The following is a 26,752-nucleotide window of genomic DNA, read 5'->3' as shown; positions in this document are numbered from 1 at the left end:
GGTGTTTTTCATTTCATCCTGATCCATTTCATCTCAATCAAATTGGATGTCTATTAAAGGCTAATAGATAAGCCCCTTGAAAAAGTATACGCATCGCACTCTTTGCTCACACAGGGCTAAGAGCAAGACTGCTGTACTATCGTCATGATGATTTGAAACATAAAAAACCCCTCCAATAGCTGCATGCTTGCACACAGCCATATAGAGAGGTTAGCATTCCAACTGCATCAGAAGAACTGATCGCCGTTGTGTATCATGTATAAAGCGGATTAGTCGTCACACTTCTCTGCCTTGCCGGCAGCTACCGCTGTACGGAAGGAAGATCCGCAGCCGCAAGTCGCAACAGCGTTCGGATTCTCAATCGTAAACCCACCCGACATTCCGGACTCCTTGTAATCAATCTCAAGACCAGCCAGATGCGGGATGCTCTCCTTATCGACAACGACCTTCATGCCATGGCTTTCGAGATGGACATCCTCACTCGTCTCTTCATCATCAAAGCCCATGCCGTATGAAAAGCCGCTGCAGCCGCCAGGTCGCACACCAAGACGCAAGAACATATTCGGGTTCTCTTCCTGCTCAAGCATCTCCTTAATTTTCTGTGCGGCCAAATCGCTGATTGTGATCATCTTAACATCCCTCCTTCATATTTCTAAGTATAACCATCCTGCGAAATTCACACAAGAGAACATCTATTATGGAAAATCATGCCGATTGTCTACTCCAGATGTATTGCCCCTTGTTCTAGGCAGGAGTATAATGAGTGTGTCGTAATATGTGATAGGATTCACTGTATTTTTTGAAAAGAGGCATTTCTCTGCCCTTTTATGATGAATTCTCTGCCTTCAGGTAGAGTATTTCTTTTGTCGGTCAGCAGATTAGAGTTCGATAGAATTGGCACTAGGAGGTACAACGAATGACGACATCTTTATGGACACGTCATGCAGACCCGCGTATGTCTGAGATTGCAGATAAGGTTGAGCGCGGTGAACGATTGACGCTGGAAGACGGCGTATATTTATATGAAAGTGACGATATTTTGACCCTGGGACAATTAGCAAATCTTGCAAACATGCGTAAGAACGGCAAGAACGTGTATTTTATTGAAAATATGTCCCTGTACTTTACCAATGTATGTGAAGCGCACTGTGCGTTCTGCAACTTCCGCAAGGATGAAGGCGATGAAGGCGCATATACGCTATCCGGTGAAGAGATGATCGCCTTTGTTGATCAACACATCAACCCTGACGTGCAGGAGTTCCATATCGTTGGCGGACACAATCCAAATGTTCCGTTCCAATATTATGTGGATTCCTTAAAAGCGCTGAAAGAACGCTATCCGCACATCGCCTTGAAGGCATATACTGCTGCTGAGATTGACTTCTTTACTCGCATCTCGGGCCTTAGCATTGAAGAGGTGCTTCGTCAGCTTATGGATGCAGGCCTTGAATCATTGACAGGCGGCGGAGCGGAAATTCTCTCCGATGAATATCGTAAAAAGATGAGAGTAGAGAAAGCAGGCGTTGAGCGTTACTTGGAAGTGCATCGTACCGCGCATAAGCTTGGCATGAAGACTCATACGACCATGCTATACGGTGCGATCGAGTCTCATGAGGATCGTGTTCGTCATATGATTCACATTCGCGAGCTTCAAGACGAGACCAACGGCTTCCTGGTATTCATCCCATTGTCCATGCAGCCAAAGAGCCAAAAAGCATCCATCAAGCGCCGCAATTCCGCTTATGAGGATCTCAAGACAATTGCGATCAGCCGCCTGATGCTGGACAATATTCAGCATATTAAAGCTTACTTCATCAACATCGGTACCCAGCTTACACAGCTTGCTCTTACCTACGGTGCTTCCGATGTCCATGGTACACTTGTAAAAGAACGCATCAGCCACTCTGCTGGCGCGTTGACTCCTGAGGGCTTGACTCGTGATGAGCTTATCTGGCTGATCAAAGGCGCAGGCCGTACACCAATCGAACGTGACACCTTCTACAACGTTTTAAAAGTATACGAATAAGAATTGAGCGGACCTAAGTGAAGGTCCGCTCCTAACTGTGTAATGATGCATAGCGCGTAAGACAGCTCACAGTTGTGTGAGCGGTGAGTTTATTAGAGGCCAATGGCATGCCTTATACCTCATCCCCGTCTTTCACCGTTATGAGTCATGATAGATACATGAGAGATAACATACTCCTAGATCATACTGCAACTAAGATTCATCAGCTTTGGATAGGGATAAGGAGCCGTACTGTATATTTGCCGCTCATCATAAGCGCGGTAACACAAGTGATTCGGCATCTTGGGGGGATATCTAATATGAAGCATTTTGTAGTATGTGGCGGAGGATATGGAGGATTAGCAATCATCAATCGATTGCTTGAAGGAGGACTGCCTTCCGACGTAGAGATTACGTTGATTGATCGCATGCCTTTTCAAGGCTTGAAGACAGAATATTACGCGCTGTTAGCGGGTACGGTAGCGGAAACGGAGATTCGAGTCGCCTTTCCGGATGATCCACGCGTCAAAATCCGCTATGGCCATATTAAAAACATTGATTTGGAACAGCAGCAGGTTCTCCTTGATAACGAGGACTATCCTGTTATTGCATACGATCAATTGGTCGTTGGTCTTGGCTGCACGGATCGCTATCATGGCATTCCAGGCGCGGAAACCTTCGGCAACAGCATTCAAACCCTTGCTCAAACACGCAAAACCTATCAGCTTGTCAATGACGTGAAGCCCTACGGGCAAGTATCGATTATTGGCGGCGGATTAAGCGGTGTAGAAGCCGCTGCAGAACTTAGGGAGAGCCGCCCAGACCTGAATATTCGCCTTTGCGATAGAGGTCCGCGCATTCTGTCTCCGTTTCCGGAGAAGCTGTCTACCTTCGTATCCTCTTGGTTTCACGAGCACGATGTGGAGCTTCGCAGCCATATCAATGTCGTGAAGCTGGAGCAGGGCGTTATTTATAATAAGCGGGAAGAGGATCATGAAGAGATCGATTCCGATGTTACGATCTGGACCGCGGGAATTCAGCCTGTAGAGGTCGTTCAAGAGCTTGCTGTCGAGAAGGATCCGCAGGGACGAGTCAAGATCAACGAATATCATCAGATCCCTACTCACCCGAATGTGTTTGTAGTCGGTGATTGTGCAAGCCTGCCCTTCTCGCCTAGCGCACAAGCAGCAGGTGTCCAGGGAGAGCAGATTGCAGATGTTGCCATTGCGCTTTGGAAGGGAGAAACGCCGACTCTTGGCCGCATAAAGCTAAAAGGAACGCTTGGTTCCCTTGGCAAAAAGTCGGGCTTTGCCATGCTTGGCAAGCACCCATTGGTTGGCTATGTTCCGCGTGTCATTAAGAGCGGCGTGCTCTGGATGTCCAAGCATCACTTTGGATAATGGAATCATGCTTAAGACATATTAAAGGGAGCAGTTGATATCAATCGATATCAAGCTGCTCCCATGCTTTTATTTCCTCAATCTTTTCTATAATGAGCTCTCTGAGCTGATCGACTGTCTCACCGGCTACAATGTCGCCATTCACATAAGCAAAGGGAAACATATAGCATTCACCACAGTTGCCAAGACAGCCGTACTCGATGACGTCATAATCCGGGTTCTGCTCCAACTCCTTCATGAGCACATCCGTGCCATGGTGCATGTTGTTCACGCAGAATTCGATGATAGGCCTCATTGACAAAATCCCCCCTTTGCGCTTGTCTCTTTGAATTACGCTAGCTTTATAATATAATAAAAGAAGCAATGATGAAAGGAGTTGGTACAAATGAGTGAAGCTACACAAAACGGCATGTATGATGACGTGCTAGAAGTGTTGGATAAACTTCGTCCGTTCTTGCAGCGTGACGGCGGTGATGTTGAATTGGTTGACGTGGAGGACGGTATCGTCAAGCTGCGTCTTATGGGTGCATGCGGAAGCTGCCCAAGCTCAACCATCACGCTTAAAGCGGGTATTGAGCGCGCATTGATGGAAGAAATCGAAGGCGTGCAAGAAGTCGTACAAGTATTCTAATCCTTTCGATCGATCTTCAACATGAACCAAAAAGTGCTGCCAAGCGTCATTGCTTCGGCAGCACTTTTTTTCTCGATTTGGTATCAAGTTGGATATATCACATGATTATGTCCTTAAAAATAAGCTGCCTGTCCGTTTTTCCTGCCGCTTTGCTTCACGCCAATTCTACAATCACTATTCCTAGCATGCCTCTGCACTCTTACCTGCTGCGCTTGCAGGCCTTAATGCTCCTACTAAGCCTGCATCATCCTATATCAGTTGCCCTTGAATATGGATTAATGCAGATCTCTTCTCGATTGTACAGACTTCTTCTCGATGACAGCCCGAATCGGGTCAAGCCCGCCTGACACGTCGATCATATTGCCGGTTATAAAGTCCGACTTCTCCTCGCACAAGAATTGGATCACGCGAGCGATATCCTCACCAGATCCAGGTCTCCCTCTTGGGGATTCCGCATCCTCACGATGCGCTACCTCAGCAATTGTGCGTTCCTTATCTGCCCCTCGGATATCCCCCGGGCACACCATATTTACCGTAATTCCATGGGGTGCTTCCTCTACAGCCAACGTCTTTGTAAAGGATACAAGTCCTACCTTTGCTGCGGCGTATACGGCGCGATGCGGCCACGCCCTTGCTTCTGCGGCGTGCCCGAATCCATAGTGGATGATTCTGCCCCAGCCCTTCTCGCGCATATGAGGGAGTAAGAGATGGTCAAGGAGCATGACGCCTGTCAGATTGCCGTTTACAATATAAAGAATCTCATCTTCGGTATAGTCTACAAATTCTCTGCGCTCGCGAATAAAGGGGCCTGCATTGTTAACAACAATGTCTGGCATCATACATTCGGCTTGCATCACATGTACAAGTCGCTTCACATCTTCTGGCCTAGAGACATCGGCTTGAATGCATGTACATCGAGCCCCCTTCATCTGAAGCTCATCCTTGAGCGCATGCGCCTCAAGTTCGCTATGTACATAATTCAATATTATATTGCAGCCTGACTCCGCGAAAGCCAACGCTGTCATCTTCCCCAGTCCCTTGGCACTCCCGGTGATGAGAGCCGTTCTTCGCTCATATTCCACGTACGAAGCCCCTCCCTTGACTGAAGATAATCGTTTCCATATTCAGTATAAAATATTTGCCTTCCAAGAACAACAAAGGCAGGGGCTCTATGCGATCTGTGCCGCCTCTAATAGAGCTCCTGCCTTCTAACTTTTATGAATGACTCATATCCTGCTTCTCAGCTGTACGTGAGGGCTCACGGAATACCCACCAGCGGCTTCCTGCAAAGTTAACCAGAACACCTATAACGGTAGCTGCAGCCTTGCTCACAAGCATGGATAATCCGAACTGTTCATGCAGGAGCAGAATGCATAAGGATGTAACGCCAAGTGTGCACACATTAAGCAAAATGAAACGTATCAGCCCCTTATTCCATGGCCCCTCCTGCTTGAACGTCCACGTTCGGTTCATCAGAAAGCTGTTCAGTACTCCGCAGCTGTAAGCAACAATCTGGGCAATGAGCCAGGGCGTCTGCCACCACGTCAACAAGGAGAATACAGCGAAATCAACCCCAGTATTGACGACTCCAACGAGTCCAAATCGAATAAAGGAGCGCAGCGACTCGGTTGTCGCTTTGGACATAATCGGAACCTCACCTTCTACACATCAAACTCCATCTTCTGACGAGCCTTTTTAATGAAATCAAGCGGAGTAGGGATCTCTTCAGGATTGTACTGAATAGCTCCAATCGTCAACTTCATTTCATGCTTGTATTTGTTCGAAAACTCGATGGTGTTGAAGGACTCCACCTTCTCCTTTAATCGCTTCACCACAACATTAGCGCCATCCTGATCTGTGAACAACAACAGTCCCCATGTAGGATAATCCGCATTCAGCATATATAAGGAGTCATTCATCCGAATACTGGTCTCGCTCAGCTTCGAGATATCGAATACCATCTCCGTAATCTGTGCCTCACTAATCATGCGGCTGAGCTCGTCCCAGTGTTTCACTGTCATGACGAGCAGCGTTAGCGGAATCTGATAGCGTGTAGACAATGCCATGAAGATGGTCGCGTCGCTTTGGAAGGAGCGGCTATTCTTCAGATTGGTCCGCTCATCGATGGTCGCAAGCGAAGCGTTCCTCCGCTGAAGCTGCTCCTTCTCTTCCTGAAGCCGCTTGTTCGCAAACGTCAACAGCGCCACAACAGCCGTAAATACCGGCGTCATGATCAACCAGTAATAATGATAGGACTGAAGTGTCTCGCCAACAATAACGGTTTGATACAACGTATACGTACCATAGCCGAAAATAAATACAATATTCAGGATAAGCCCTACCGTAATGCTCGTAAAGTACGTAATGATCGCAACAAGAAACGACATGTTTAGGAGAATCATGTTGATCAAGTAGCGATCCGGATTGCCAGCGGTAAACACAATGTGAACGAAGCAAATGACAAACAGCAGCAGAAAGGCTGCGTCAGACATCAAGCTGCTCTGATAGCGTTTCATCGTTCTCCCCCCGCTCTTTTTCTATACTTGCGAATCAGGAGAATCAGGGAGATGACCACCATAATAAAGATCAAGCCAAGAACCACGATAAAGCCAAGCACATCGCCCCGCTCCGCAAGCTCATTCAGGAGACTATTACCTTCTTGTTCTGCTTGCTTTTTAAACCGGAACGCTTGGAGGTTGCCATCTATATCCGTAACGACGCCATCGCCATACACTTTCCACTTCCCCTTCTCTGTAGCGAGCAGGTTGGAAGCGAGGTAATCATATTTCGAGCTTGCTCCTGTAACAGCAAGCCAGCCATACCCTGGTGCATAAGGCGACTGCAGCATCTGCAGCGTGCCAATTCGCTTGCCGTATTCCTCCTCGATGCTGATCTTCTCGTTAGAGACGATTCCTGCACCGTCTTGACTGTATTTGAAAAACAATTCCTTATTATGCTGCTGAACCCAAGGATTGCTCTTATAGGATCCAATAGATATAAGGTTGTACTGCTCAAGCTCGGATTCCTTTGGCATGTTCTGCTGGTTGAAGAACACCACTTCCCCCGTATTCACTTCAGCATATTTGCCTAATAGATGAAACAAGTTCCCGACCGTCAAATACGTGTAGGAATCCATCTCTGTCGGCAGCATAACGGCAACCTTATTGAAGCTTGCGTCTCTTAGGAACGGATTCGGGTAATTGTTGAACAACAGATCGGTCCGATCCTTCGTATTTAATTGAAGCATGGATTCCTTCGTTATATAAGCCCAAGGCATCTGATCCTGAAGCTCAATACAGCCTGCGCTCTTTAGCTCCAGATCGAAGGCTACCGTCACAGAGAAGTTCCCCGAAACGTCCAAGTTTTTCGGGATGGTAAGCGTAAGCTGATCCTGATTGGACAGTTCCTTCGTCAGCTTCTTGCTGCCAATCGGCGTATTGTTAATCAATATCGTAACAAGTGAACGATCAAAGTCCAAATTGTCGGAGTAACGAAAATCAAGACTGATCTTGCTCGCCTCCGCGATGAAGCGGTTCGCAGGAAGCGATACAAAGTAGCTCTTCTCTTGATGCATCATACCGGTCAGCTTATCCCCGGTCTCTGTCAAGGTAACATCCCTTCTTACCGTAACGTCTGGTGTGTCGACATTTGTATTGGCGTCCACCCACTTCTCTTGGCCGTCCAATTGGCTGACCAAGGTCTGGTTCCCGACTAGCCGGCCTGCTTTTTCAAGCATTGCAGGGTCCTTAGAAGTAATAATGAGAGCAGACTGATGATCCGTATTCGCAACACGGATCAGGGCCTTATTGTCCACATTAACCTGCCCCAGCGCTTGCTTCCACTGCTCAGGAAGCTGGTCGTACAAGGATACGATCGCAACCATTTCACGAGCCTCTAGCTTCGGATCATGGAAAGGAAGCATAGGGATGGCATTTTCCTCTGAACGGTTGCTTTTCGCAAAGCCAGAGAGAGCATAAACCGCTGCTTCCAGCTCCTGGGATTCACTATTGTTTGGTACGCCAATGGCGCTTTTCTTTTCCTTTAACGTATCCAATCCCACAAACTGCTGATTGAATTCCCGAATGCTGTTGATTGTATCTGTCTTCGTAAATGTCGTAGTTGAGAAGGAGGTCTTATACAGCTCCAGCCAATTGTCCCGCTTCTCAATGGGAACACAAATCTGGTCAGGCAAATTCGTAATGATATAGCCTTCAATAGACAGCGTATTGCTGCCTTTGATTAGGAGCTCTTTCGGAACGGATACGCTCAGGCTTTGCTTATTCTGATCATCTACTACCGGTCGGAAGGAGTAGAATTTGGTGCCGTTCATAGCAAGGGTGACGCTGGATTCTTCCCCCCTAGCAAGCTGGGTTGCCTGATAGTCCAAGTGGAGCGTAAGATTGCTCACATTCCAGTAGTCCTCTAGTTGAATATAAAGAGAACGTGCAGCGGTTACCCCTGATAACGACACATTATTCGAACTAAGCGGCGCTTCATAAGTCAATTGATTCGTGCCAAGATTCGGCAGGGCGTACACCTGTCCGCTCGAGATAAATAAGATAATAAAGCAAAGCATACTTGATAGAAGTGCTCTTGCTCTTGTACTCACGTGTTCTCCCCCCTGTCTTAATAACGTTCTGTTTTGTACCATTTCACTTCTCGCTTAAATATTAAATCCTTGATGTAGTTGTATAAGCCGTAAGCCGCCACAACCATCCATAGTTGACAGTAAGAAACGTACATCAGCATGATAATCCACAGATTAGACAGTCTCATTTCACCCTTTTCCGTAATCAAGGTCACGAAGGTGCCTGTTACGAATAATATGATGGCAAGCAGCCATAAAAAGGAGCTTAGTCCTGCTATCGTCGTATGGACATAGCCTAATGCATGCAGGATCAGCAGCACATCAGACATAACTAGCGAGGTAAGCAGCAGGAAATAGATCGACAAGAAATAAAGCAGATCAAAATGGATGCGCTTGGCCGATCGATCAAAGAGAAGCGGAATATTTTTGACAATGACATAAATGTTTCCCTTCGCCCATCTTGTCCGCTGCTTAAACCATACCTTTAACGTCTGAGGTTCCTGCTCCCATGTTACCGACTTTGGCTGAAACTTAATCCGATAGCCCATCATATAGATCCGAAAGCTGATTTCTGTATCCTCTGCGATCGCTTTTACATCCCAGCCGCCGATCCGCTCAATGATCTCTCGTCTCATAATAAAGTTCGTGCCTGGAATCGTGCAGAGCTTGAATAGCTTCCAACGGCCTGCTTGCGCCATCCACTGAAAGGACAGCGTTTCGATATTGATGAAGCGCGTCAACAGACTCGCATCGCGATTGCGTGTGCGGAATTTGCCGATTACCGCACCTAGCGACGGATCATGCGTAATCTCGCCTACCAGATAGCGAAGAGCGGTCTTCTCAGGTGTATTGTCCGCATCATAGATGGCAATATATTCGCCTCTGCTTTGCTTGAAGCCAATATTAAGCGCATTGGACTTCCCTTTGCCACCTGTCACCTTGTCGGTGTTAATAATGATAAGATTGCGGCTCGGATTCTTTGCCTGCAGATTAGCAAGCAGCTCGCTGCTGTTATCGCTTGAGTTGTCGTTGATCACAATAATTTCATAGCGATCATGCGGATAATCCAGTCTAAGGAGCGCTTCTACCGTCTGCGTAATGACCTTGCCTTCATTATGTGCAGGCACCATAATTGTGACGAATGGCGCATCTTCTGGGAGCGGAGGCACGTCCCGTTTTTCATTTTCGATGTAATATAAATAGCCAGCGACAATGAGGACCACGTTAACGAGCAATAAGGACCATATGCTCACAACGGCAATCATCATCAGGATGTCTGCAACAGTCATGACTGCCTCCCTACTTGTAATATTTCCGTTTATACATACGGTATCCCACGATCAGGAAGCCTGAGAACACGATTAATGTGATAAAAATAATCACGATAAAGATTTTGTTTTGGACGCTGAACCAGGTCTCAAAGCTCTTCTCTTCCTGTTCCTTATATACGTAATCAGAGCTTGTTTCCTCACGGTCTGCCTGCAAGCCTACACGCTCACCATTCCGAAGCAGCGAGCCTTGCTGTGACTTAAGCTCATACTTCTCGGTTTTTACAGTGTGGCTTCCATTTTTATAGTCCTCAAAGGTGATCCAGCTGTTTTTAAGTCCCTCTAAGATCGGCACAAGCCCTGATTCCTGTTGAGGAAAATCAAAGGTTAGAGCGGTATCCATCGGCAGCGGGTCCATCAGCCTTCCATCTAGGAGATACCGGCTCAGCAGCTCTGGTTGTATGCTATACAGCTCAGAGGAGAAGGCTTTGGACGTATTCATCTGCGCTTTATGCATAAGCCCTTCATTAGGGTACAAGATAGCGGAATCGAAGAACGACATTCCTTCCTTCACATAATGCTGATCATACGACCAATACATCTCTGCTCCCATGCCAAGCGGTACAACCCCGCCATCGGCAAGCACATCTATGAAATGTTCCATCTGGGTATGCAAGCTTCGATCCAGATCCTGAATCGTCCAGGCGACAACAGGCGCGTTCACAAAGATCGTGCCATTTCGAGATTGAACATACTTTAGCGCAATTAAATACCGCTTCATCGCGGGATAGTCGGTGTTGCTGAACACAGGACGCACACTCACAATAAACGGTATCCCTGCCTCGTATAGCTCATCCGACATCCGTTCCAGCAAGCTTAGATCGGAGAAGGGATAGACTTCTTTAAATACAACATAATAGTTCGTGTTCTGTGCAGTCTGCAGCCAGTCCTTAAGCAAATAGGTTATTGCAATCTCACTAAGCGTGTCCTTCTCCAAAAAAGGAACATAAGCATAGGCTCCGCTTCTTATCCCGTAAGGATAGAACTGATTCGATTGGTGAGGCTTCAACGTCCCATACCATTGTTCTTGAGCTAGTGTGGAGCCGACAAGATAAGGGACATGAATGGACTGCTCGGCAAATGGTCCGATTGATAGATCCACCATCTTCTCTACACCCTTCACCTGAAGGCCAAGCGCTTGAGCAAGCTTGTCCCTCGGCTTCTCGCCGATATACAGCACATTTCCCTTATAAGCTTGAAGGTCCGTTACATAATCGTTGGGTTCTTCTAGCAGATCGGACCGATTGTGAACCTCTATCAGATGTGAGTATTGTTCTAGTGAGCCTGTCTTATAGGAATCGATGGACTCAGTAGTAACCTGAATCCGAAAGGAAGCCAACAGTCTTTTCAACACCTCGACATTGCCCTCTCGCTCCGTCCCAATTGCCAAGCTGTCATACACAATAAGCGCGGAGGAAGGAGCAGGCTTATTGACCGCATGTGCAGGTGCTGGTAAGAGAAGCAGCAAGCTCATGATGAGCCATATTCCTTTTTTCCAGCCAGAGCCGATCTCCATTATAATCCTCTCCTTCCTCATTCTTAGGCTGATTTGGATTCCGTTGCAACCTCGGTCTTGTTCTGCCATAAACTGCGTGTAATCGCATCCGATATGGCGGCTAAGGTCACTAAATCAAAAGCCGCTGTAAATAAAAATTCGTGCTTCGATAAGTCCGCATCCCCTGCGCCGATAATCGATACGAGGATTCCAGACAACCCCATCAGCATAAGCATGAGCAGCAGGGGCAGTCTCACCATGCTGCGAATATGTTTGGCCTTAATTGCTGCCACAAACTGTGGCATGTAGATCCCCGTGATGAGCAGCATCCAAATGACAATGAAGCCAAATGTCTTTGGAGCAAGCGCGCGCTTTAGATCACTGTACCCTGAGAAAAAGGTCGTCTGCGCGCCAAAGGGCTTCCCAACCGATTTTTCATAGTTGCCCATCGCAGGCGGCCGAATCGTAAACGCATTTTTAGCTGCAAGATCGAGCATCTTGCCGGCTTGATCCGGATGGGTCAAGTAATAGGCCAATATGGATACGAAGCCGTAATGACTATAAAACTCGTCCTCTAGAATCTTGGAATCGACATCCACCGTCGTGTACGGCTCATAATAAATGCTCTTGTTGAGAATCGCATATTGCTTATCGATGCCAAATGACTTCAGTGTCTCCTCTGGATCCTCCGATTGCATCAGCACACCTCGCGTCATCGCGTGGTATTGGTTGATATTCACAAATTCTTTTGGGATCAGCACATATGTGGCAACCCCTGCAATCATGAGAAGCGCAAGCGATGAAGCCATCATCGCCCGGTAGCTTCGCTGTTTCCGAATGAAAATAAAAATAATACCCATAATCGCAATGATCACGCCTACAGGGGCATTTTGCTGCTTGCTCGTCGTAAGCAACAGCCCACTGAAAAAGAATATGCCCATCATCACGTAATCGGAGTACCGTTTCCTAAATAAGAGAAGCCCTGAGGCAAATAACAAGATAAGCGTGATCCAGACAATGCTTTCACTAAAAAAGGAATTAAAGAATGCGGTATACGCGGTGTCTGCAAATAAAAATACAGAGAGAATAGCAACCAAATAACCGTATTTAGCAGGCACCTTCCACGTCAGAGCCTCCACCATGAGATAGACCGCTAACGTATACATTAGCGTCAAAAACGCTCCTTGCACCCGAATATCGAACACCTCTGGATCAAACCAGGAATTGATCCATATCGACAGGCGAATTAGCAGTGACTGTGATGACGTTAAAGTAGCCCCATTCTCGTTAAAGTATTGAAAGATCCCGAATTGCTTATTAAAGTAGCCTAGGTACAGGCTGTCATAGTCTGGGGCGTTAAAGTACAATCCATTGCTGTATAGAATACGGAAATAGTCTCCGTTATCCGCCATTCCAATATAAGGCGGCACGAACAAGGCAATGACCGTAATGATCAGCACAAGTGAAGCGGCGAACAGAGATGGAGACACATAGCGGCTGCATATGTTCAGTCTCTCCTCCAGCTTGGCCATCCGGTTTTTTGTCATGTTCTGCACCTGCCTTCCATTCTTGACTCGCTTCAACTTAATGAGCATAAGCGAGCAACGCCATCAGATTATCAAAGGAGAACGCCATCTCAGTGGAGGGATCTCCATAAGCACCGAAAAACGGGCTTGTCTCATCATTTACGCGAAGCTGCTCCATGCGCTTAATACTGTCTTCATATAAAGTAACATCTTGCAGAACAGAGCCTATCATCGCCGTAATCGCATAGATGGCCGTTGACTGAATATCATTCAGCGGCTTGCCACCTTTATCGTATTGACCGTAGAGCGTTCCATTCTGTACCTGCTCCTTGATATACGCGATACTCTCTGGATGATGCTGCCCTGCTTCTGCAAGGGATAGAATCGTGAGCAGGGACTCCACGGTATTGATTCCGTCAGAGCTGTATGTACGTGTATCATAGTGGTATCTTGTCTCGTAAAAAGGGAAACGATCCGATAAATAGCCATGCTCCATTATGCTCTCCATATTGCGAAGGAGCTGTTTCTGCTCTTGTTCCGGAATCGGAAGCAGCTTGAGCGTCGTTAAATCGATATAACACAGTGTAATGAAGTTATTTGTCATCTTGTATTTATCATCATAAAAATCAAACAACTGATCATCCTTGATGTTATGCTTGAAGAAGCGAGCTCCATACTCATTTGCAAGCTTCAAGTATTCAGGCTGATCAAATTGCTCATGAGCTTCATATAGCGCTCGAATGATCCGAAGATCATCAACGGAAGCATTGATCGTATACGTCTTGTCCTGCTTCGGGCTGTAGCGATAGCTGAAGCCAGACGGAATCTCGAACGTCTTTTCTGCTTGCTTCCACTCTTTATCAAAGGCATCCCCCTGATTCGTTAATGCATAATATCGCATCATCAGGCCTGCGGATTCGCTCAGTACTTCATGCCCGGTCGCAGCCATGTCCGACTCGCTGGTCTCCTTATAGTTCGTATACACACCGTATGGCCCCGTCATCTTGCTCGTCACAAATGCTTCTGTAAGCTTGCGGCTGCTCTCAAGCTTCAGCTTCTCTCCATAATGCACATCAGCTAAAAGAGGCTGTCTTTGAGGCGGCTCGACAACGACCTCATTGGAGCTGTTGCCGCAAGCTACAAGCACATTTAGCAACAATATGACGCACATTCCTCGCGCCCATCTGTTTTTAACCTTCTGTCCCGTTCTCAAACCTACACCCCTGCTTTCCTTTAGGGTACTACTTCGAAACGACTTCATATGCCGACGCAATCTCATGAGCTGCCGCGGCCTCTCTTTGGCCGGCTTGGTGCTCTTCATTAGAATAATGAATCGTCTCTCTTACAATATACTGCGGTCTATTTTTGCTCTCATCATAGATCCTCGCAATATACTCGCCCATAATGCCCAGCGACAGCATTTGTACTCCACTGAACAGCGTAATGGCTGTCATCAATGAAGTCCAGCCGCGCTCTACTTCAGGCAGATTCAGCAGCTTCGCGCATAAGGAATAGACAAGCACAGCAAAGGCGAGGACTACTGTAATCATCCCCATGCGTGTAATAAGCTTAAGCGGCTTGGATGAGAAGCTGAAAATGCCATCAGAAGCAAAAGCTATCATTTTGCGGAAAGGATATTTCGTTACACCCGCAGCCCGTTCATCTCGATCGTACTCCACAAAGGTTTGATTAAAGCCGATCCAGCTGATAATGCCTCGAATAAATTTATTTTTCTCAGTCATCCGATTGAATATATGAACAACCTTGCGATCAATCAAACGAAAGTCTCCCGTATCTCTAGGAATCTCCGTGTCGGACATATATTGAAGGAAGCGGTAAAACATTGATGCCGTAGCGAGCTTGAATAAGGTTTCGCCTTTGCGCTTTCTGCGCTTGCCATACACAACATCATAGCCCTCTTCCCACTTGTCCAACATGCGATGAATGACTTCCGGCGGATCTTGAAGATCCGCATCGATAATCACGACACAATCGCCCTTTGCTTGATTAATACCCGCTGTTACCGCTGCTTGATGACCAAAGTTGCGAGCAAAATTCACAACTCGTACACAGGAATCCTGCCTTGCCAGCTCGTCAAGAATGCTTATCGTACGATCCTTGCTGCCATCATTTACGAAGACGAGTTCGTATCTATAGCGCGTTGCAGCCATCACTTTCGTGAGTGCTTGATAGCACTGCGCAATAACTTCCTCCTCATTGTAAGCAGGGATTACTACCGATATGCATTTATCGTCCATCTCACTCCCACCCCTTATAGACCTAATGTACCTTTTATAAAATAGGACTAATTACCCATAAAACAAACATAACATAATAATGAATAAATTAACAGAATATTGCAATTCATTCCTTTAAATTTAATTGTTTATTTACTAAACCTATCTAAAGATGAATATACCCAATATAACACAGTAAATTTCCGTAGCCATAAGTACTTTATGGCATTTTTCGTAGTTTTGCAATTATTTTCATAAAATTTCTTTGTATTTCATTTTTATTCGCCAAGCTTTTCTTATAACGGCTGCTCCTTCGACAAAAATTGTAACATGGAACTTTAGGACCATTAAATTCCATTATTTGATTTTTAGGTAAAAAACAAAAAGAGCAGCCTACTCCTTAGGAATAGACTGCTCTTATTTATGATTGCCTTATCGGTTCAATTCGATTAGAACGCTGGCACGATTGCGCCTTTGTACTGCTCTTCGATGAATGTTTTAACGTCATCGGATTGAAGCGCTTTGAGAAGCTTTTGAATCGCTTCGGAATTTTGGTTGTCCTCACGTGCGACAAGGATGTTCGCATATGGAGAATCTTTGTCCTCAATGAAGAGTGCATCTTCTGTTGGATTCAAATCTGCTTCAAGCGCATAGTTCGTATTGATCAATGCAAAGTCTACTTCACCTAGCACACGTGGAAGCATTGCCGCTTCAAGCTCTTTGAACTGAAGATTCTTAGGGTTCTCCACGATGTCGCGTACGGTTGCTGTTAAGCCAGCACCTTCTTTAAGCTTGATCAGACCTTGCTTTTCAACTAAGAGCAACGCACGACCGCCATTTGTCGGGTCATTAGGAATCGCTATTGTAGCACCATCTTTAAGCTCATCGATGGATTTGATTTTTTGGGAGTAAGCGCCAAATGGTTCAACGTGAATGTTGCCAACCGATACAAGCTTCAAGCCTGCCTTTGCAACATGCTCATCCAAGTACGGCTTGTGCTGGAAGAAGTTTGCATCCAGCTGTTTTTCATCCGTTTGAACGTTTGGCTGTACATAATCTGTGAATTCCTTGATTTCCAGATCAATGCCTTGCTCTTTAAGAGCCGGCTGGATATGCTTCAGAATTTCAGCGTGAGGTTTAGCTGTAGCTCCAACGACAAGCTTCGTTGTTTCTGCTGCAGCGCCGTTGCCAGCAGCATTATTGTTTTCTTGCGCCGGCTTGCTGCCGCATGCTGCCAACAAGGCTACCAATGTAAGAATAGATACGAATAAAGTCAACTTTCTGCTTGCGTTTTTCATCTCTCATTTCCCCTTCCAATGAATATGGATCATTCCATATATGGTTTGTAATCTTGTAAGACAAAGCATGCTGTTATATAAAAAGCTCCATAGAGCGATTTATCTATTTTCTTGTATAGCGCTTGACGAAGGCGTCCCCGATCCACTGCAGAATCTGCACGAGGATGACAAGAATAACAATCGCCACGATCATGACGGTAAATTCATAACGCTGGTATCCGTATCGGATAGCCAAATCTCCTAGTCCCCCACCGCCTACGAAACCGGACATGGCCGTATAGGACACCAATGTAACCGCGGTTATCGTTAGACCTGCAATGAGTCCTGGCATCGATTCAGGAAGAAGCACTTTGCGAACAATCTGCCAAGTAGAAGCTCCCATCGCTTGAGCAGCCTCTATGACACCTCGATCCACCTCACGAAGCGAGGTTTCGACAATGCGTGCAAAGAACGGTGCAGCGGCCAAGACTAATGCCGGAATCGTTCCTTTTACCCCAATCGAAGTGCCTACCAGAATCTTTGTTAATGGGATAATCGCAATCATGAGAATGATGAACGGCACAGAACGCAAAATGTTCACGATAACCGACAACACATTATGAATGGCTTGCACCCACATGGACTTTGATCTGCCTGTCATGAACAAAACAACGCCTAGCGGAAGTCCAAGGATAAAGGTGAATAGGACAGAGAAGCCAAGCATGCTGAGCGTGTCGATGGAAGCCGTCGATACTTCACTCCAACTAATCTCATTCCAATCGAGTCCAAACATTAGGCCAGCACCTCCACTTCAAGTCCTTGCTCAGCAAGAGAAACTGCAGCATGTCTTAACGCTTCTTCCTTGCCATCCATTCGGATAATAAGCTGCCCGTATGGTGTATCCTTCATCCGTGAGATCGTTCCTTGCAGAATTGCAAATTCAATGCCTGCTGCGGAAAGAACACGGTGCAGAATCGGTTCATAGGTAAGCTCTCCAAGATAATGAATCTTCATAATGCGCGAATGCAATCCATCTTTGCCTTTGAAGCTTGCCCAAGACCCCAAATCACCGAGATGGTTTTCTTCCATAATAAACTCTTGTGTCACCTCGTGCTGAGGCTTTAAAAATACATCCACGACATTGCCCTGTTCTACAATGTTCCCCCCGTGAATCACCGCTACGCGGTCACAGATCGTCTGAATGACATGCATCTCATGCGTGATCAAGACGATTGTAATGCCAAATTGCTTGTTGATCTCAAGCAGCAGACTAAGAATCGACTGTGTTGTCTGTGGATCAAGCGCTGATGTTGCTTCATCGCACAGCAGCACCTTTGGATCATTGGCAAGTGATCTTGCAATCCCAACACGCTGCTTTTGCCCGCCTGACAGCTGTGCAGGATATTTATCGCGATGCTCCTCTAACCCCACCAAGCGAATAAGCTCATTTACCTTAGCATCAATCTTATGCTTTGGTGTCTTTACCAACTGAAGTGGAAATGCGATATTGTCATACACCGTAGCCGATGACAGCAGATTAAAATGCTGAAAGATCATGCCGATCTTGCTTCGCTGCTGCTGCAGTTCTTTCTTCGACAACGAAGTCAGCTCAATGCCAGCAATGGTAATCGTTCCTGATGTAGGACGCTCAAGCAGGTTCATCGTGCGGAGCAAAGTACTTTTACCCGCACCGGAGTGGCCAATAATGCCGTAAATCTCGCCAGCATCTATGTGAAGATCGATGTTATCCAAGGCAAGCATGCCTTCCTTTTTTCCTTTGCCAGGATAACGCTTCGATAGTTGTTTGATTTCAATCAAGGTGTGAACACCTGCCTTCCTTGTATTATCATGTGCATTTCATCTGGCCACCATTATCAAACAATGGTTTACATGCACGCCTTCATGTTTTCTTACCTCGGCCAAGTCCAATGCTGCTTTTTTTTGTTGAAATGGATACAAAAAACCCCCTCTTGGCAGCTGCCAAAAGGGGGTATCATTCCAATAACGCACATGCGAAATAATTCTCCCTTTTCTCATCTGCCAAGACACAATTGTGTCTTGAAGGAATTAGCACCATAGTCACCGTACAAGCATGCATCGTGTAATGCATGTCCGGGCTTGTACGATCGGTTGCCGGGCTTCATCGGGCCTGTCCCTCCGCCTCTCTGGATAAGAAAAATGGTTGTTATGAAGTTAATTCACAGTATATAAGACGGAATTAAGCATGTCAACATACATTTTTTAACTTTTGAAATCTTTTCTGAATGTTTCTGAATCTAAGCATCGCGCTTGATAAAAGTAAAATAAAGGCAGGTTGCCGCCATTTCATGATCTCTTCCGACGCCGAGCCACCTTATGTGTCGGAGGTTTCGTATAAGTACGATCACGCTCCAAGATCGTAAAGACGGCAATAAGAATTTGGCATACGGCCATATATCCTTGTCTTAGGTCTTCGATATGCTCATCAATGTTCTCCAGCTTGATCTTCTCATTCAAGCTCCGATGGCGCTGCCAGAGATCGTCCTGCATCTCGGTATTCATATGATGAATCTCCGTATTTCTTCGCTTACGCAGGTGCTGAAGCGGAAGATGATACTCCTCCTTGATCGCGGTTAAGCGACTCACAAGCTCAGGAGCAGTCCCCCGTTTCTGCATATTGCGTAAGACGGTAAAGAAGGAGAAGCGCTGCTTCATCTTCTCTGTCTCGAGAAACATCGCATCGTTCATCACATTGCCAAGCTTGTCCAGAATGGAGAAGACACGGATAAAGCCATTTTTATAAAAATAGACATGTCGATAATAATCATCCAGTTCATCTTCATTCATCTCTGCTTGGTACGCCTTTGTTACTCGATCAGCAAAGCGCTCCGCTACATAAAGGCTTTGCTCCAGTTCATCCAGTGAAGTTTTCAGTCCGACAGTCCAGATCTCATGCTGGCGATATCGATGCTTGGGATCTCCGTCCAGCTTCATATTCTTTCTTACACGAATGAGATATTGATCCATGGCGCCCATGGCATCCTTCAATAATCCCTCATCCCTGCGCGGCTCTTCACCGAAGATCATTCGAAGCATGTTCAATCCTCCACTCTGTCCCGTCTTGCCTTCCGAAGTAACGTATAGTATGTCCAACGAACCGTTGATCAACCTTTACCGGACAGCCCATTCGGGAAATACTGTTTCCAGCGCTCATCAACCTTCTGGACGATGTCTTCGCGAGGAATAAGCTCGTCTGGATATCCAGGCTTCATACGCGCATCGATAACAATGGGAAGCTTGTAGCTTAAGTGATGCTGGCGTATCTCAGTTGCAGCATATATATCCGAAGCAGGATTGAAGCGAGTGAACACGACCCATAGGAATTCAAGCTGGCTGCTGACCGTCGTCTTCGCATCATCGACAAGGAAGATGAGCGGCCATTCTGTGCCTTTCTCAGCCAAGCGGTTCATCAAACGAGAGGCAAGCTCTGGCTCTTCCTCGTAGCTTGCGCCTGATACAGCCAAGCATCCGCCGCAATATGGTTCTACCTCATGAATTTCCTCGATTATCCCTTCCGTGTAAGCTCTAGGCAGATCGCGTACCGGCTCGCCTACGCCGAGCATAATTCCTTTACTGCCATGATTGAGCTTGTGCCCCGTATAATCAAGCGTGTCATGAGACGTATTGTTGATGACATATAGATCAGATTCTGGCTTAAAGCGTGCCAATACTGCCTCCAACAGCTGCGGGAAGTTCTCTAGGTCAACCATCTGGTCAGTCAAGAACAAGAACTTCGTCAAGCTTAGCTGACCTTCTCCCAGGATGCGGAAGCCTGATAGCAGCGCTTCACGGGAGTATGATTCACGCACAACGGCTGCAGCCATGGAGTGAACCCCTGTCTCAGCATATGGGTGAACTTTGCGCACGCTAGGCATGACAAACGGGAAGGCTGGCGAGAGCAGACGCACCAAATATTCGCCAAGGAAGTAGTCCTCTTGACGAGGCTTGCCTACAACCGTAGCAGGATAAATGGCATCTTTGCGATGATACATTTGCTTGACGTTAAGTACAGGGAAGTCATGCACCCATGAATAGTAGCCGTAGTGGTCGCCAAACGGCCCCTCTGGACGACGAATATGCGGCGGGACGAAGCCTTGAATGACAAAGTCCGCTTCAGCAGGAATGCGATGACCAGCAAAACCACTGTCTACCATCGGCAGTCGTTCTCCAAGCATAAACGATGCCATCAGCAGCTCTGGCAGCTTCTCGGGCAATGGCGCAATCGCAGAAGCGATCAAGGACGGCGGACCACCTACGATAACAGATACAGGGAAGTCCTGATTGAGCTTCTCTGCCTCATGATAGTGGAAGCCGCCTCCTTTTTGAATCTGCCAGTGCACGCCTGTTGTATGATCATCATAAATCTGGATGCGGTACATCCCAAGATTATGGTCGCTAGCGCCAAGAGTTGGATGTTCAGTGTAAACGAGCGGCAGTGTAATAAACGGACCGCCGTCCAGCTGCCAGCTTGTGAGCGCAGGGAGCCCTTCAAGCGGCTTCTCCGTTCTTCTCACCTGTGTAATCGGCGCTTGGCTTGGAGATACATCCTTTAAGCCAACTTTTAGCAGATCAAAGAACATCGAGCGCTGATCCCACAACTTTTTCGGCGTAGGAGGCAGCAGCTTATGGATCGCTTCCACAGCTTGATTAGCAAATTGCTCCGGCTTTGTCCCAAAGGACATGTCAACACGGCGCATCGTACCGAACAAGTTCGTGGCAACAGGAAATGGGCTGCCCTTCACATTCGTAAACAACAGTGCCGGCCCCTGCTCGTCAATCACTCTGCGGTGGATCTCCGCAATCTCAAGGTACGGATCGACTTCTGCGTCAATGATTGCGATGTCCTGCTCTTGCTTCAGCCTTTCTACAAAAGATCTAATATTGGTAAATGCCATTATGGTCCTCCTTAGACAAAACGATGCTGACTATGTATGCTGCATGAATAATTGCAGCTTCAAGCATGGTTATTAGCTTCTTCAACCTTTACATTTCCATTCGGGAAACATACATTGGTACACATTACTCATAGTCTTAAGTATAATCGTTTTCGCATGTAATCCCAAGCATCGGAACATGTGGAAATGTCACAATATCCGTAAATACGACATGACGACATTGTAAGGTTCCCGTAAGCTCAAAACATGGCTTATCCGTTCCTATATCCTTTACAATAAAGTTATCAAGCGGCAGCAAGAAAATAAAAGGAGGAACGTCCAATGAAAACAAATCATGTTAACCAAACGAAAGACAATCAAATCAGAAAAGGAAAAGCAAGCCAAACCGTACAAACTCGCTGGAATGCTCGCTGGCTGGAAGCCGCTAAGGCTGCATGCGCCGTTGTATTCCTCGGCGAAGGAAATGAATCCGAGCAAGAACAGCAGCCTAAAGGGGCATGAACCCAAAGGTCGTGAATAAACAAATAACAACACAAATGGCAGCCGCTTATGCCACAATAAATCTCCATCGTCTAGGCAAATCAAAAAGCAGACCCTGAATGCTCATCCAACCGGGTGATGATCAAGGTCTGCTTTTGTATATACGTTATACTGCCGTTTCGCGTTTGTCTGAATGTCCAGCAACTCTGTTTGGATCCTCTCGCAGCTGCCATGCACGAATGCTCATATGGCAGAGAACACTGAATTGCCCACATATGAATACGGTATGGAGCAGGCTTGTAAATAACAGCCAGTTCTCATTGCTAATCGTAAATACGACAAGCGCCCCGCTTAATACTTGTCCCACACATAACACAAGTGTCCATACTCCACACGAGCGAATCTCTGGGATATCCTTATAGGAATGATAAGCCACGTGTGCAATCCATGCGACTAAAATGAACAGCAGCAAAGCTGCTAATCGATGCATAAATACAATCAACGTCCCTCCAGATAGTTCCGGAATGACCTGACCGTTGCATAACGGCCACCCCATACAACCGCCTGATGAATCGGTATGACGAACAAAAGCACCAACATACACCACAATATAGGTATATAGAAGTGTCAGCCAGATACTATAGCGATAGGTATCCGTTACGGCTCTAGGATATACGCGGGGTGAGTCTGCCTGCTCCTTCGCATACCGTCGCATCGCAGCCGCCAGCAAGAAGGATGATGCAAAGGCAAGCAAGGAGAAGCCAAAGTGCAGTGCCATAACAGGAGGACTCTGCGTATACACAACAGCAAGCGCTCCCATAATCGCTTGAACAACGGTAAACAACAAGATAGAAGAAGCATATAGAAAGGCATCCCGCTTCTTTTTCATATGGCGCCATACCAACACGAACACAGCCAGCACCATCAATCCTACGATGCCGGTCACTGCCCGGTGGGAATATTCCACCATCGATTCTATCGTATAAGCCGGTACGAACTTGCCGTTGCAAAGCGGCCATTCGTTCCCGCAGCCTAAGCCAGATTCGGTCTTCGTCACCAATGCCCCATTCAGTACGACAAGGAACATGCCTATACATACGGCGTAAGCGAGTCTTTTGATCTGGATCGTTAGATTCGTCTTCACTCGTTTCACCTGACCCATTATTCAGTTTGGATCGCTGCCGAAAGTGGCATAACATTCCAATTAATTTCATTATAACGGAAAATGTTGTAGATTGTTCGAATATTCTGTGACATTTTTAACAGAAACCATGAGCATCCTGATGTCCACTTGCTTATTTAGCGCACAAAAAAGCTCTCATCCCATTCGCCTGGATAAGAGCTGTCTGTATTTACAACTATAATCTTCATAATAGCATCACAGATTAATGGCCTAATGCTTGGGATACCTCTAAGGAACGATCTAAAAATTGTTCAATCTCTGGCTTCGTCTTGCGCAGTTTATTCACGAAACGAATCGTTTCCTTACCACCCTTGAAGGCTACAAAGCTCGGAATGCCCATAATGTGATAGTCTTGAGCAATATCAACAAGAGCCTCTGCATCTACTTCAATAAACTGAATATTACTGTAGCGTTCTTCCAGCTCTGGCATGAACGGCTCGATGTAATGACAGTCTGAACACCAACTGGTCTTAAATATCGCTACTGTATTGCCTTGCCCTGCGATAATCTCATTAAAACGTTCTGAAGTCTGTACCTTCTCCATGTTTAACCACTCCTTCTACGATGTTTATTATAACATAAATCACACTTTCGAAAATGGGATTTATCGTCTGCGCCTGCATGTGCGAATTACGGGCATACTAGCAGCATACCCACTTTGTTGTAAAGAAGGAGTACCACATGAATATGACTAATCAACCGCCGTGGACTTCTCTCGTACGGCTGATTCAGCAGCTGCTTGGCACCAGCAAAGAGCTCATCATGCAAAAAATAGGCGGTCTGCGCCATTCCTTAAAGCTTGCGCCTCACTCAACAATGGAATGGAGCGATCTCCAAACCGAGCATGTCACTGAAAATATACAGCGAGCGGTTATTGAACAGGAGCGCCAGCGTTCCATAAATTGCCGTAAATCAATTACTTTGGAACCTTCCGCTTTGTCGCGTAAAGAAAGACAGGTCATCCAGCATATTGAACGTACGGTTACGAATCTCAACAAAAACAATTTAACTCGAACGACCGCTTATTACCGCATCTATGAGAGTTATCCTGAATTGCATTGGGCCCTGCTTGCTCATATGGTTTCTCGCAATGGCGGCTGGAACATGACCGATCTTAAAGGGGATTACATCGAAAGTGTGATGAACAGAGAAGATCGTCACTGGAGCTATAGGCTGTTAGAGCGCTGCAATGCCAAGATCTTTCATGATGCTTTTCCGCAATTAATGCTGTATGCTGAGAGCCGCAGATTAGGAAGAAGCCTGTTCCACCTGCTTCCACAATTCCGCGTATCTGCCTTTATGAAGCCAATATGGGATTCGTTCTGGGTTCAGCCCAATAGCCCTTTGCTGTCCGTCGCATTAATTATTAACGAGCAGCATGTGATCGAGGGCTCTGTCGTCCATCATCCCGAGTATCAGCAAAAGGTCATCGATCACTTCAACTTTAAAGCACACGGATGGCTTCAGATGAACCAAGTTGTATTTCCAATCAGTTCACCCTTGCTCCATGCTCCGACCCCGCTAGTAGGCTTGGCGCTTGAGAAGTTTCAAGATTTAAGCGAGCGTATTGAATTCGGCAAGCAGTTGTATGCCCTATTGTTCCATACGGAGCAAGTGCTTGAAGGAGCGCTGCGCTTTGCAAGATCAACACCTCACACCGGCTCACGAGCAGACTACTGGCCGCATCGCTTTACGGATCGCAGGCATTCGGCAGGATGCAGCAGCATGCTCATTTATAGTCCAAAGCTTAATGAGGTCTATCAAGATGAACGGCATGCGCCTCTCGAACAAGAGGATTGGCTGCAAAATGACGATGCATTGAAATATCTAAATAAGCCCGCAGCTCCCCTTTCCTCCGATATGACAAGCCTTCACGAAAGAATGTGGGACGAGCTTACATCACTGTATGCATGGAATGATGCTAAAAGAGAGCACGAAACAAAATAAAGACCGCAACACCCCATTTCTCGATTCATAAAGAATCTTACATGAATGATTGCGGTCTATATTGTGAATTCAAAAGATCATTAGCCTCTTAAGCCTGTCCGCTGACGTTGCAGTCTCATAAACGGACGAAGCGCTTTTTGTACCATACGAGGGTAGCTTCCCATCTCGTTCTCTCTAATAACACGGAATAGAATAAGGCCCATCAAGAAAACGATTAAGACAACCAAGCTTGCAATGCCTGCCGTAAAGAAGAAGGCAATCTTGTCCGGAACAGCCGGCAGGTTGGCAATCCATTCCCCAATCCATTCGATGCCGTAGCCGACGCCCCCTGCAAGCACAGTTGCAAGAATGAATCCCGGCCAGCGCTTGCCAATAACGGCGAAAGGCACGATTTTTTTCATCACCCTTAGGTTCAAGTAAGTGATGATCAGGAAGCTAAGCATTGTTCCTAGGATAATACCGTAAATGCCAAAGAAACGGGCAAACAAGAAGCTCGTTGCAAGCTTGATGATCATTCCCAATATCACACTGATCATCGCAATGTCAGGCTTGCCAAGCCCAATCAGGATGGAACTTGACGTCATCATCGTAATCTGGAAGATCGTTCCGAGCGTCAGCATGGCAATAATGCCGGCACCGTCCAATGTACTAAAAATAAGTCCGTTAACGGAATAAGCACTAACACTAAGGGCAAGCACGATAGGCATGCCGCTTAGAACTGAGATTCTCATTGCAAGAGAAATCTGACGCTTGAGATGATCCATATCTCGCTTCGCATAAGCAGAGGAGATAATTGGAATCAACGATGTGCTAAGGGCAATGGCCAGAATAGGCGGAATACCCGCAATGGATTGCGCACGCTGGCCCAAAATACCGTACAAATATTTGGCTGTTTCTTCGCCAACTTCCGGAGAGAGCAGCGGAACGGTAATCGTGGAGTCAACAAAGTTGACTACTGGCACTGCAAGAGACGCAAGCACAATCGGAATCGATAGCGTAAAAATAGAAGCAAAGATCTTGCTCGTCTTTAAGTGTTCTCGGCCTTCTCTTCTCGCACGAACTCCCGCTTCTCGGTCCATTCGACGAAGCTTGCGCAAGTAATAGATCATAACGGCGAATGCGCCAATACTTCCAAGCACGCCGCCAAAGGAAGCACCTGCTGCGATGATCTCTTGATTTTGTCCAGTGGCCATCAATACATAAGCAAGACCAATGGCAGTCACAACCCGCAGAATCTGCTCAACAATCTGAGAGACGCCGCTTGCCTGCATCATATTGCGCCCTTGTGTGTACCCGCGCATCATCGCAAGCATCGGGAAGAGCAAGAGAGCCGGAGCCAAGGAGCGAATCGCAAGCACGGCTTCCGGCTGCTTGCTTACGGCACCATAAGCGGGCGCAAGCAGTACGAGAAGCACGGTGACCACAAAGCCCGATATTAATCCGAATAGTAACGCCGCACGATAAATTCGCTCGGCTTCATACACCTGATTCAGCGCATAGCGCTCAGATACCATTTTACTCAAAGTACTCGGTATACCTGCTGTCGCTACCGCCAAAATAAGCAAATATACATTCTGCGAGGTCGCAAATGCGGCATTCCCCACCGCGCCAAGCATATGCTCGAGTGGAACCCGCTGAAACAGCCCTAAAAACCGTGTGACCAGGGTCGCAGCTGCAATAATCAGCGTTCCCTTAATAAATGACTCCTTCGCCAAAATGTT

At 46.6% G+C, this 26,752-nt stretch carries 24 protein-coding genes and 1 riboswitch; of the genes, 5 read left to right on the top strand and 19 right to left on the bottom strand.

The window, feature by feature from the left end:
- Window positions 1-269 precede the first annotated feature (269 nt).
- Window positions 270-629, bottom strand: coding sequence for a HesB/IscA family protein (locus tag I2H74_RS18760; RefSeq protein WP_195575772.1), 360 nt, complete (start codon window positions 627-629; stop codon window positions 270-272).
- Window positions 630-916: 287 nt separating this feature from the next.
- Between I2H74_RS18760 and mqnE the strand changes: the two genes are divergently transcribed.
- Window positions 917-2,026 carry an aminofutalosine synthase MqnE gene (mqnE, locus tag I2H74_RS18755; RefSeq protein ID WP_195575771.1) on the top strand — a complete coding sequence of 370 codons (1,110 nt, stop codon included), beginning with the start codon at window positions 917-919 and terminating at the stop codon, window positions 2,024-2,026.
- Between the two features lie 299 nt (window positions 2,027-2,325).
- Window positions 2,326-3,405 (top strand): NAD(P)/FAD-dependent oxidoreductase, encoded by a 1,080-nt coding sequence (locus I2H74_RS18750; RefSeq protein WP_195575770.1) that lies wholly within the window; start codon window positions 2,326-2,328, stop codon window positions 3,403-3,405.
- A 40-nt stretch (window positions 3,406-3,445) separates the two neighbouring features.
- Here I2H74_RS18750 and I2H74_RS18745 read toward each other — a convergent pair whose 3' ends face one another.
- On the bottom strand, window positions 3,446-3,700 hold the full coding sequence (locus tag I2H74_RS18745) for a YuzB family protein (protein ID WP_195575769.1): 255 nt from the start codon (window positions 3,698-3,700) through the stop codon (window positions 3,446-3,448).
- Window positions 3,701-3,790: 90 nt separating this feature from the next.
- Between I2H74_RS18745 and I2H74_RS18740 the strand changes: the two genes are divergently transcribed.
- Entirely contained in the window at window positions 3,791-4,036 is a 246-nt protein-coding gene (locus tag I2H74_RS18740) for a NifU family protein (protein WP_085497840.1), read from the top strand.
- 275 nt (window positions 4,037-4,311) lie between these two features.
- Here I2H74_RS18740 and I2H74_RS18735 read toward each other — a convergent pair whose 3' ends face one another.
- The 14 genes from I2H74_RS18735 to I2H74_RS18670 all read right to left on the bottom strand — a co-directional run bounded on the left by I2H74_RS18735 (window position 4,312) and on the right by I2H74_RS18670 (window position 21,421).
- Complete coding sequence (locus I2H74_RS18735) at window positions 4,312-5,118, bottom strand: SDR family oxidoreductase (protein ID WP_195575768.1); 807 nt, start codon at window positions 5,116-5,118, stop codon at window positions 4,312-4,314.
- 133 nt (window positions 5,119-5,251) lie between these two features.
- Window positions 5,252-5,680, bottom strand: a complete 429-nt coding sequence (locus I2H74_RS18730) for a GtrA family protein (RefSeq protein ID WP_195575767.1) — start codon at window positions 5,678-5,680, stop codon at window positions 5,252-5,254.
- 17 nt (window positions 5,681-5,697) lie between these two features.
- A complete protein-coding gene (locus I2H74_RS18725) occupies window positions 5,698-6,552 on the bottom strand; it encodes a diguanylate cyclase domain-containing protein (RefSeq protein WP_195575766.1) in 855 nt (284 codons plus the stop codon).
- Complete coding sequence (locus tag I2H74_RS18720; RefSeq protein WP_195575765.1) at window positions 6,549-8,645, bottom strand: cellulose biosynthesis cyclic di-GMP-binding regulatory protein BcsB; 2,097 nt, start codon at window positions 8,643-8,645, stop codon at window positions 6,549-6,551. Before I2H74_RS18720 ends, I2H74_RS18725 begins: the two co-directional genes overlap by 4 nt.
- A gap of 17 nt (window positions 8,646-8,662) precedes the next feature.
- The gene (locus I2H74_RS18715; protein ID WP_195575764.1) at window positions 8,663-9,913 is read right to left on the bottom strand and encodes a glycosyltransferase family 2 protein; all 1,251 of its coding nucleotides are present in this window, start codon (window positions 9,911-9,913) and stop codon (window positions 8,663-8,665) included.
- 10 nt (window positions 9,914-9,923) lie between these two features.
- Window positions 9,924-11,468 (bottom strand): hypothetical protein, encoded by a 1,545-nt coding sequence (locus tag I2H74_RS18710; RefSeq protein ID WP_195575763.1) that lies wholly within the window; start codon window positions 11,466-11,468, stop codon window positions 9,924-9,926.
- A gap of 23 nt (window positions 11,469-11,491) precedes the next feature.
- The gene (locus I2H74_RS18705; protein WP_195575762.1) at window positions 11,492-12,994 is read right to left on the bottom strand and encodes a hypothetical protein; all 1,503 of its coding nucleotides are present in this window, start codon (window positions 12,992-12,994) and stop codon (window positions 11,492-11,494) included.
- A gap of 37 nt (window positions 12,995-13,031) precedes the next feature.
- The gene (locus tag I2H74_RS18700; protein WP_195575761.1) at window positions 13,032-14,186 is read right to left on the bottom strand and encodes a hypothetical protein; all 1,155 of its coding nucleotides are present in this window, start codon (window positions 14,184-14,186) and stop codon (window positions 13,032-13,034) included.
- Window positions 14,187-14,214: 28 nt separating this feature from the next.
- Window positions 14,215-15,231 carry a glycosyltransferase gene (locus tag I2H74_RS18695; RefSeq protein ID WP_195575760.1) on the bottom strand — a complete coding sequence of 339 codons (1,017 nt, stop codon included), beginning with the start codon at window positions 15,229-15,231 and terminating at the stop codon, window positions 14,215-14,217.
- Between the two features lie 428 nt (window positions 15,232-15,659).
- Window positions 15,660-16,508, bottom strand: a complete 849-nt coding sequence (locus tag I2H74_RS18690) for a MetQ/NlpA family ABC transporter substrate-binding protein (protein WP_195575759.1) — start codon at window positions 16,506-16,508, stop codon at window positions 15,660-15,662.
- Window positions 16,509-16,611: 103 nt separating this feature from the next.
- On the bottom strand, window positions 16,612-17,280 hold the full coding sequence (locus tag I2H74_RS18685; RefSeq protein WP_195575758.1) for a methionine ABC transporter permease: 669 nt from the start codon (window positions 17,278-17,280) through the stop codon (window positions 16,612-16,614).
- Window positions 17,280-18,305 (bottom strand): methionine ABC transporter ATP-binding protein, encoded by a 1,026-nt coding sequence (locus tag I2H74_RS18680; RefSeq protein WP_195575757.1) that lies wholly within the window; start codon window positions 18,303-18,305, stop codon window positions 17,280-17,282. Before I2H74_RS18680 ends, I2H74_RS18685 begins: the two co-directional genes overlap by 1 nt.
- Window positions 18,306-18,517: 212 nt before the next feature.
- A riboswitch (SAM riboswitch) is annotated at window positions 18,518-18,663 on the bottom strand.
- A 149-nt stretch (window positions 18,664-18,812) separates the two neighbouring features.
- On the bottom strand, window positions 18,813-19,562 hold the full coding sequence (locus I2H74_RS18675; protein WP_195575756.1) for a Cthe_2314 family HEPN domain-containing protein: 750 nt from the start codon (window positions 19,560-19,562) through the stop codon (window positions 18,813-18,815).
- A gap of 68 nt (window positions 19,563-19,630) precedes the next feature.
- A complete protein-coding gene (locus tag I2H74_RS18670) occupies window positions 19,631-21,421 on the bottom strand; it encodes a UbiD family decarboxylase (RefSeq protein ID WP_195575755.1) in 1,791 nt (596 codons plus the stop codon).
- Window positions 21,422-21,742: 321 nt separating this feature from the next.
- Between I2H74_RS18670 and I2H74_RS18665 the strand changes: the two genes are divergently transcribed.
- On the top strand, window positions 21,743-21,922 hold the full coding sequence (locus tag I2H74_RS18665; protein WP_195575754.1) for a hypothetical protein: 180 nt from the start codon (window positions 21,743-21,745) through the stop codon (window positions 21,920-21,922).
- Window positions 21,923-22,067: 145 nt separating this feature from the next.
- Here I2H74_RS18665 and I2H74_RS18660 read toward each other — a convergent pair whose 3' ends face one another.
- Both I2H74_RS18660 and I2H74_RS18655 read right to left on the bottom strand, forming a co-directional pair.
- On the bottom strand, window positions 22,068-23,063 hold the full coding sequence (locus tag I2H74_RS18660) for a COX15/CtaA family protein (RefSeq protein ID WP_195575753.1): 996 nt from the start codon (window positions 23,061-23,063) through the stop codon (window positions 22,068-22,070).
- A 223-nt stretch (window positions 23,064-23,286) separates the two neighbouring features.
- The gene (locus tag I2H74_RS18655) at window positions 23,287-23,628 is read right to left on the bottom strand and encodes a thioredoxin family protein (RefSeq protein WP_195575752.1); all 342 of its coding nucleotides are present in this window, start codon (window positions 23,626-23,628) and stop codon (window positions 23,287-23,289) included.
- 143 nt (window positions 23,629-23,771) lie between these two features.
- Between I2H74_RS18655 and I2H74_RS18650 the strand changes: the two genes are divergently transcribed.
- Window positions 23,772-25,031 (top strand): DUF2515 family protein, encoded by a 1,260-nt coding sequence (locus tag I2H74_RS18650; protein ID WP_195575751.1) that lies wholly within the window; start codon window positions 23,772-23,774, stop codon window positions 25,029-25,031.
- Window positions 25,032-25,111: 80 nt separating this feature from the next.
- Here I2H74_RS18650 and I2H74_RS18645 read toward each other — a convergent pair whose 3' ends face one another.
- Window positions 25,112-26,749, bottom strand: a complete 1,638-nt coding sequence (locus I2H74_RS18645; RefSeq protein ID WP_195575835.1) for a putative polysaccharide biosynthesis protein — start codon at window positions 26,747-26,749, stop codon at window positions 25,112-25,114.
- Window positions 26,750-26,752: the final 3 nt, after the last annotated feature.

The organism is Paenibacillus sp. 1001270B_150601_E10 (assembly GCF_015558675.1).
Taxonomy (GTDB): Bacteria; Bacillota; Bacilli; order Paenibacillales; family Paenibacillaceae; genus Paenibacillus_B.
Note: the sequence above shows the minus strand (reverse complement) of the source record. Positions and strands in the feature narration are given on the sequence as shown.

Excerpts from the sequence above, each read along its gene's own strand:
- I2H74_RS18760 (WP_195575772.1), bottom strand. The coding sequence starts at position 629 with ATGATCACAATCAGCGATTTGGCCGCACAGAAAATTAAGGAGATGCTT.
- mqnE (WP_195575771.1), top strand. The coding sequence starts at position 917 with ATGACGACATCTTTATGGACACGTCATGCAGACCCGCGTATGTCTGAG.
- I2H74_RS18750 (WP_195575770.1), top strand. The coding sequence starts at position 2,326 with ATGAAGCATTTTGTAGTATGTGGCGGAGGATATGGAGGATTAGCAATC.
- I2H74_RS18745 (WP_195575769.1), bottom strand. The coding sequence starts at position 3,700 with ATGAGGCCTATCATCGAATTCTGCGTGAACAACATGCACCATGGCACG.
- I2H74_RS18740 (WP_085497840.1), top strand. The coding sequence starts at position 3,791 with ATGAGTGAAGCTACACAAAACGGCATGTATGATGACGTGCTAGAAGTG.
- I2H74_RS18730 (WP_195575767.1), bottom strand. The coding sequence starts at position 5,680 with ATGTCCAAAGCGACAACCGAGTCGCTGCGCTCCTTTATTCGATTTGGA.
- I2H74_RS18725 (WP_195575766.1), bottom strand. The coding sequence starts at position 6,552 with ATGAAACGCTATCAGAGCAGCTTGATGTCTGACGCAGCCTTTCTGCTG.
- I2H74_RS18715 (WP_195575764.1), bottom strand. The coding sequence starts at position 9,913 with ATGACTGTTGCAGACATCCTGATGATGATTGCCGTTGTGAGCATATGG.
- I2H74_RS18710 (WP_195575763.1), bottom strand. The coding sequence starts at position 11,468 with ATGGAGATCGGCTCTGGCTGGAAAAAAGGAATATGGCTCATCATGAGC.
- I2H74_RS18705 (WP_195575762.1), bottom strand. The coding sequence starts at position 12,994 with ATGACAAAAAACCGGATGGCCAAGCTGGAGGAGAGACTGAACATATGC.
- I2H74_RS18695 (WP_195575760.1), bottom strand. The coding sequence starts at position 15,231 with ATGGACGATAAATGCATATCGGTAGTAATCCCTGCTTACAATGAGGAG.
- I2H74_RS18690 (WP_195575759.1), bottom strand. The coding sequence starts at position 16,508 with ATGAAAAACGCAAGCAGAAAGTTGACTTTATTCGTATCTATTCTTACA.
- I2H74_RS18685 (WP_195575758.1), bottom strand. The coding sequence starts at position 17,280 with ATGTTTGGACTCGATTGGAATGAGATTAGTTGGAGTGAAGTATCGACG.
- I2H74_RS18675 (WP_195575756.1), bottom strand. The coding sequence starts at position 19,562 with ATGCTTCGAATGATCTTCGGTGAAGAGCCGCGCAGGGATGAGGGATTA.
- I2H74_RS18670 (WP_195575755.1), bottom strand. The coding sequence starts at position 21,421 with ATGGCATTTACCAATATTAGATCTTTTGTAGAAAGGCTGAAGCAAGAG.
- I2H74_RS18665 (WP_195575754.1), top strand. The coding sequence starts at position 21,743 with ATGAAAACAAATCATGTTAACCAAACGAAAGACAATCAAATCAGAAAA.
- I2H74_RS18660 (WP_195575753.1), bottom strand. The coding sequence starts at position 23,063 with ATGGGTCAGGTGAAACGAGTGAAGACGAATCTAACGATCCAGATCAAA.
- I2H74_RS18655 (WP_195575752.1), bottom strand. The coding sequence starts at position 23,628 with ATGGAGAAGGTACAGACTTCAGAACGTTTTAATGAGATTATCGCAGGG.
- I2H74_RS18650 (WP_195575751.1), top strand. The coding sequence starts at position 23,772 with ATGACTAATCAACCGCCGTGGACTTCTCTCGTACGGCTGATTCAGCAG.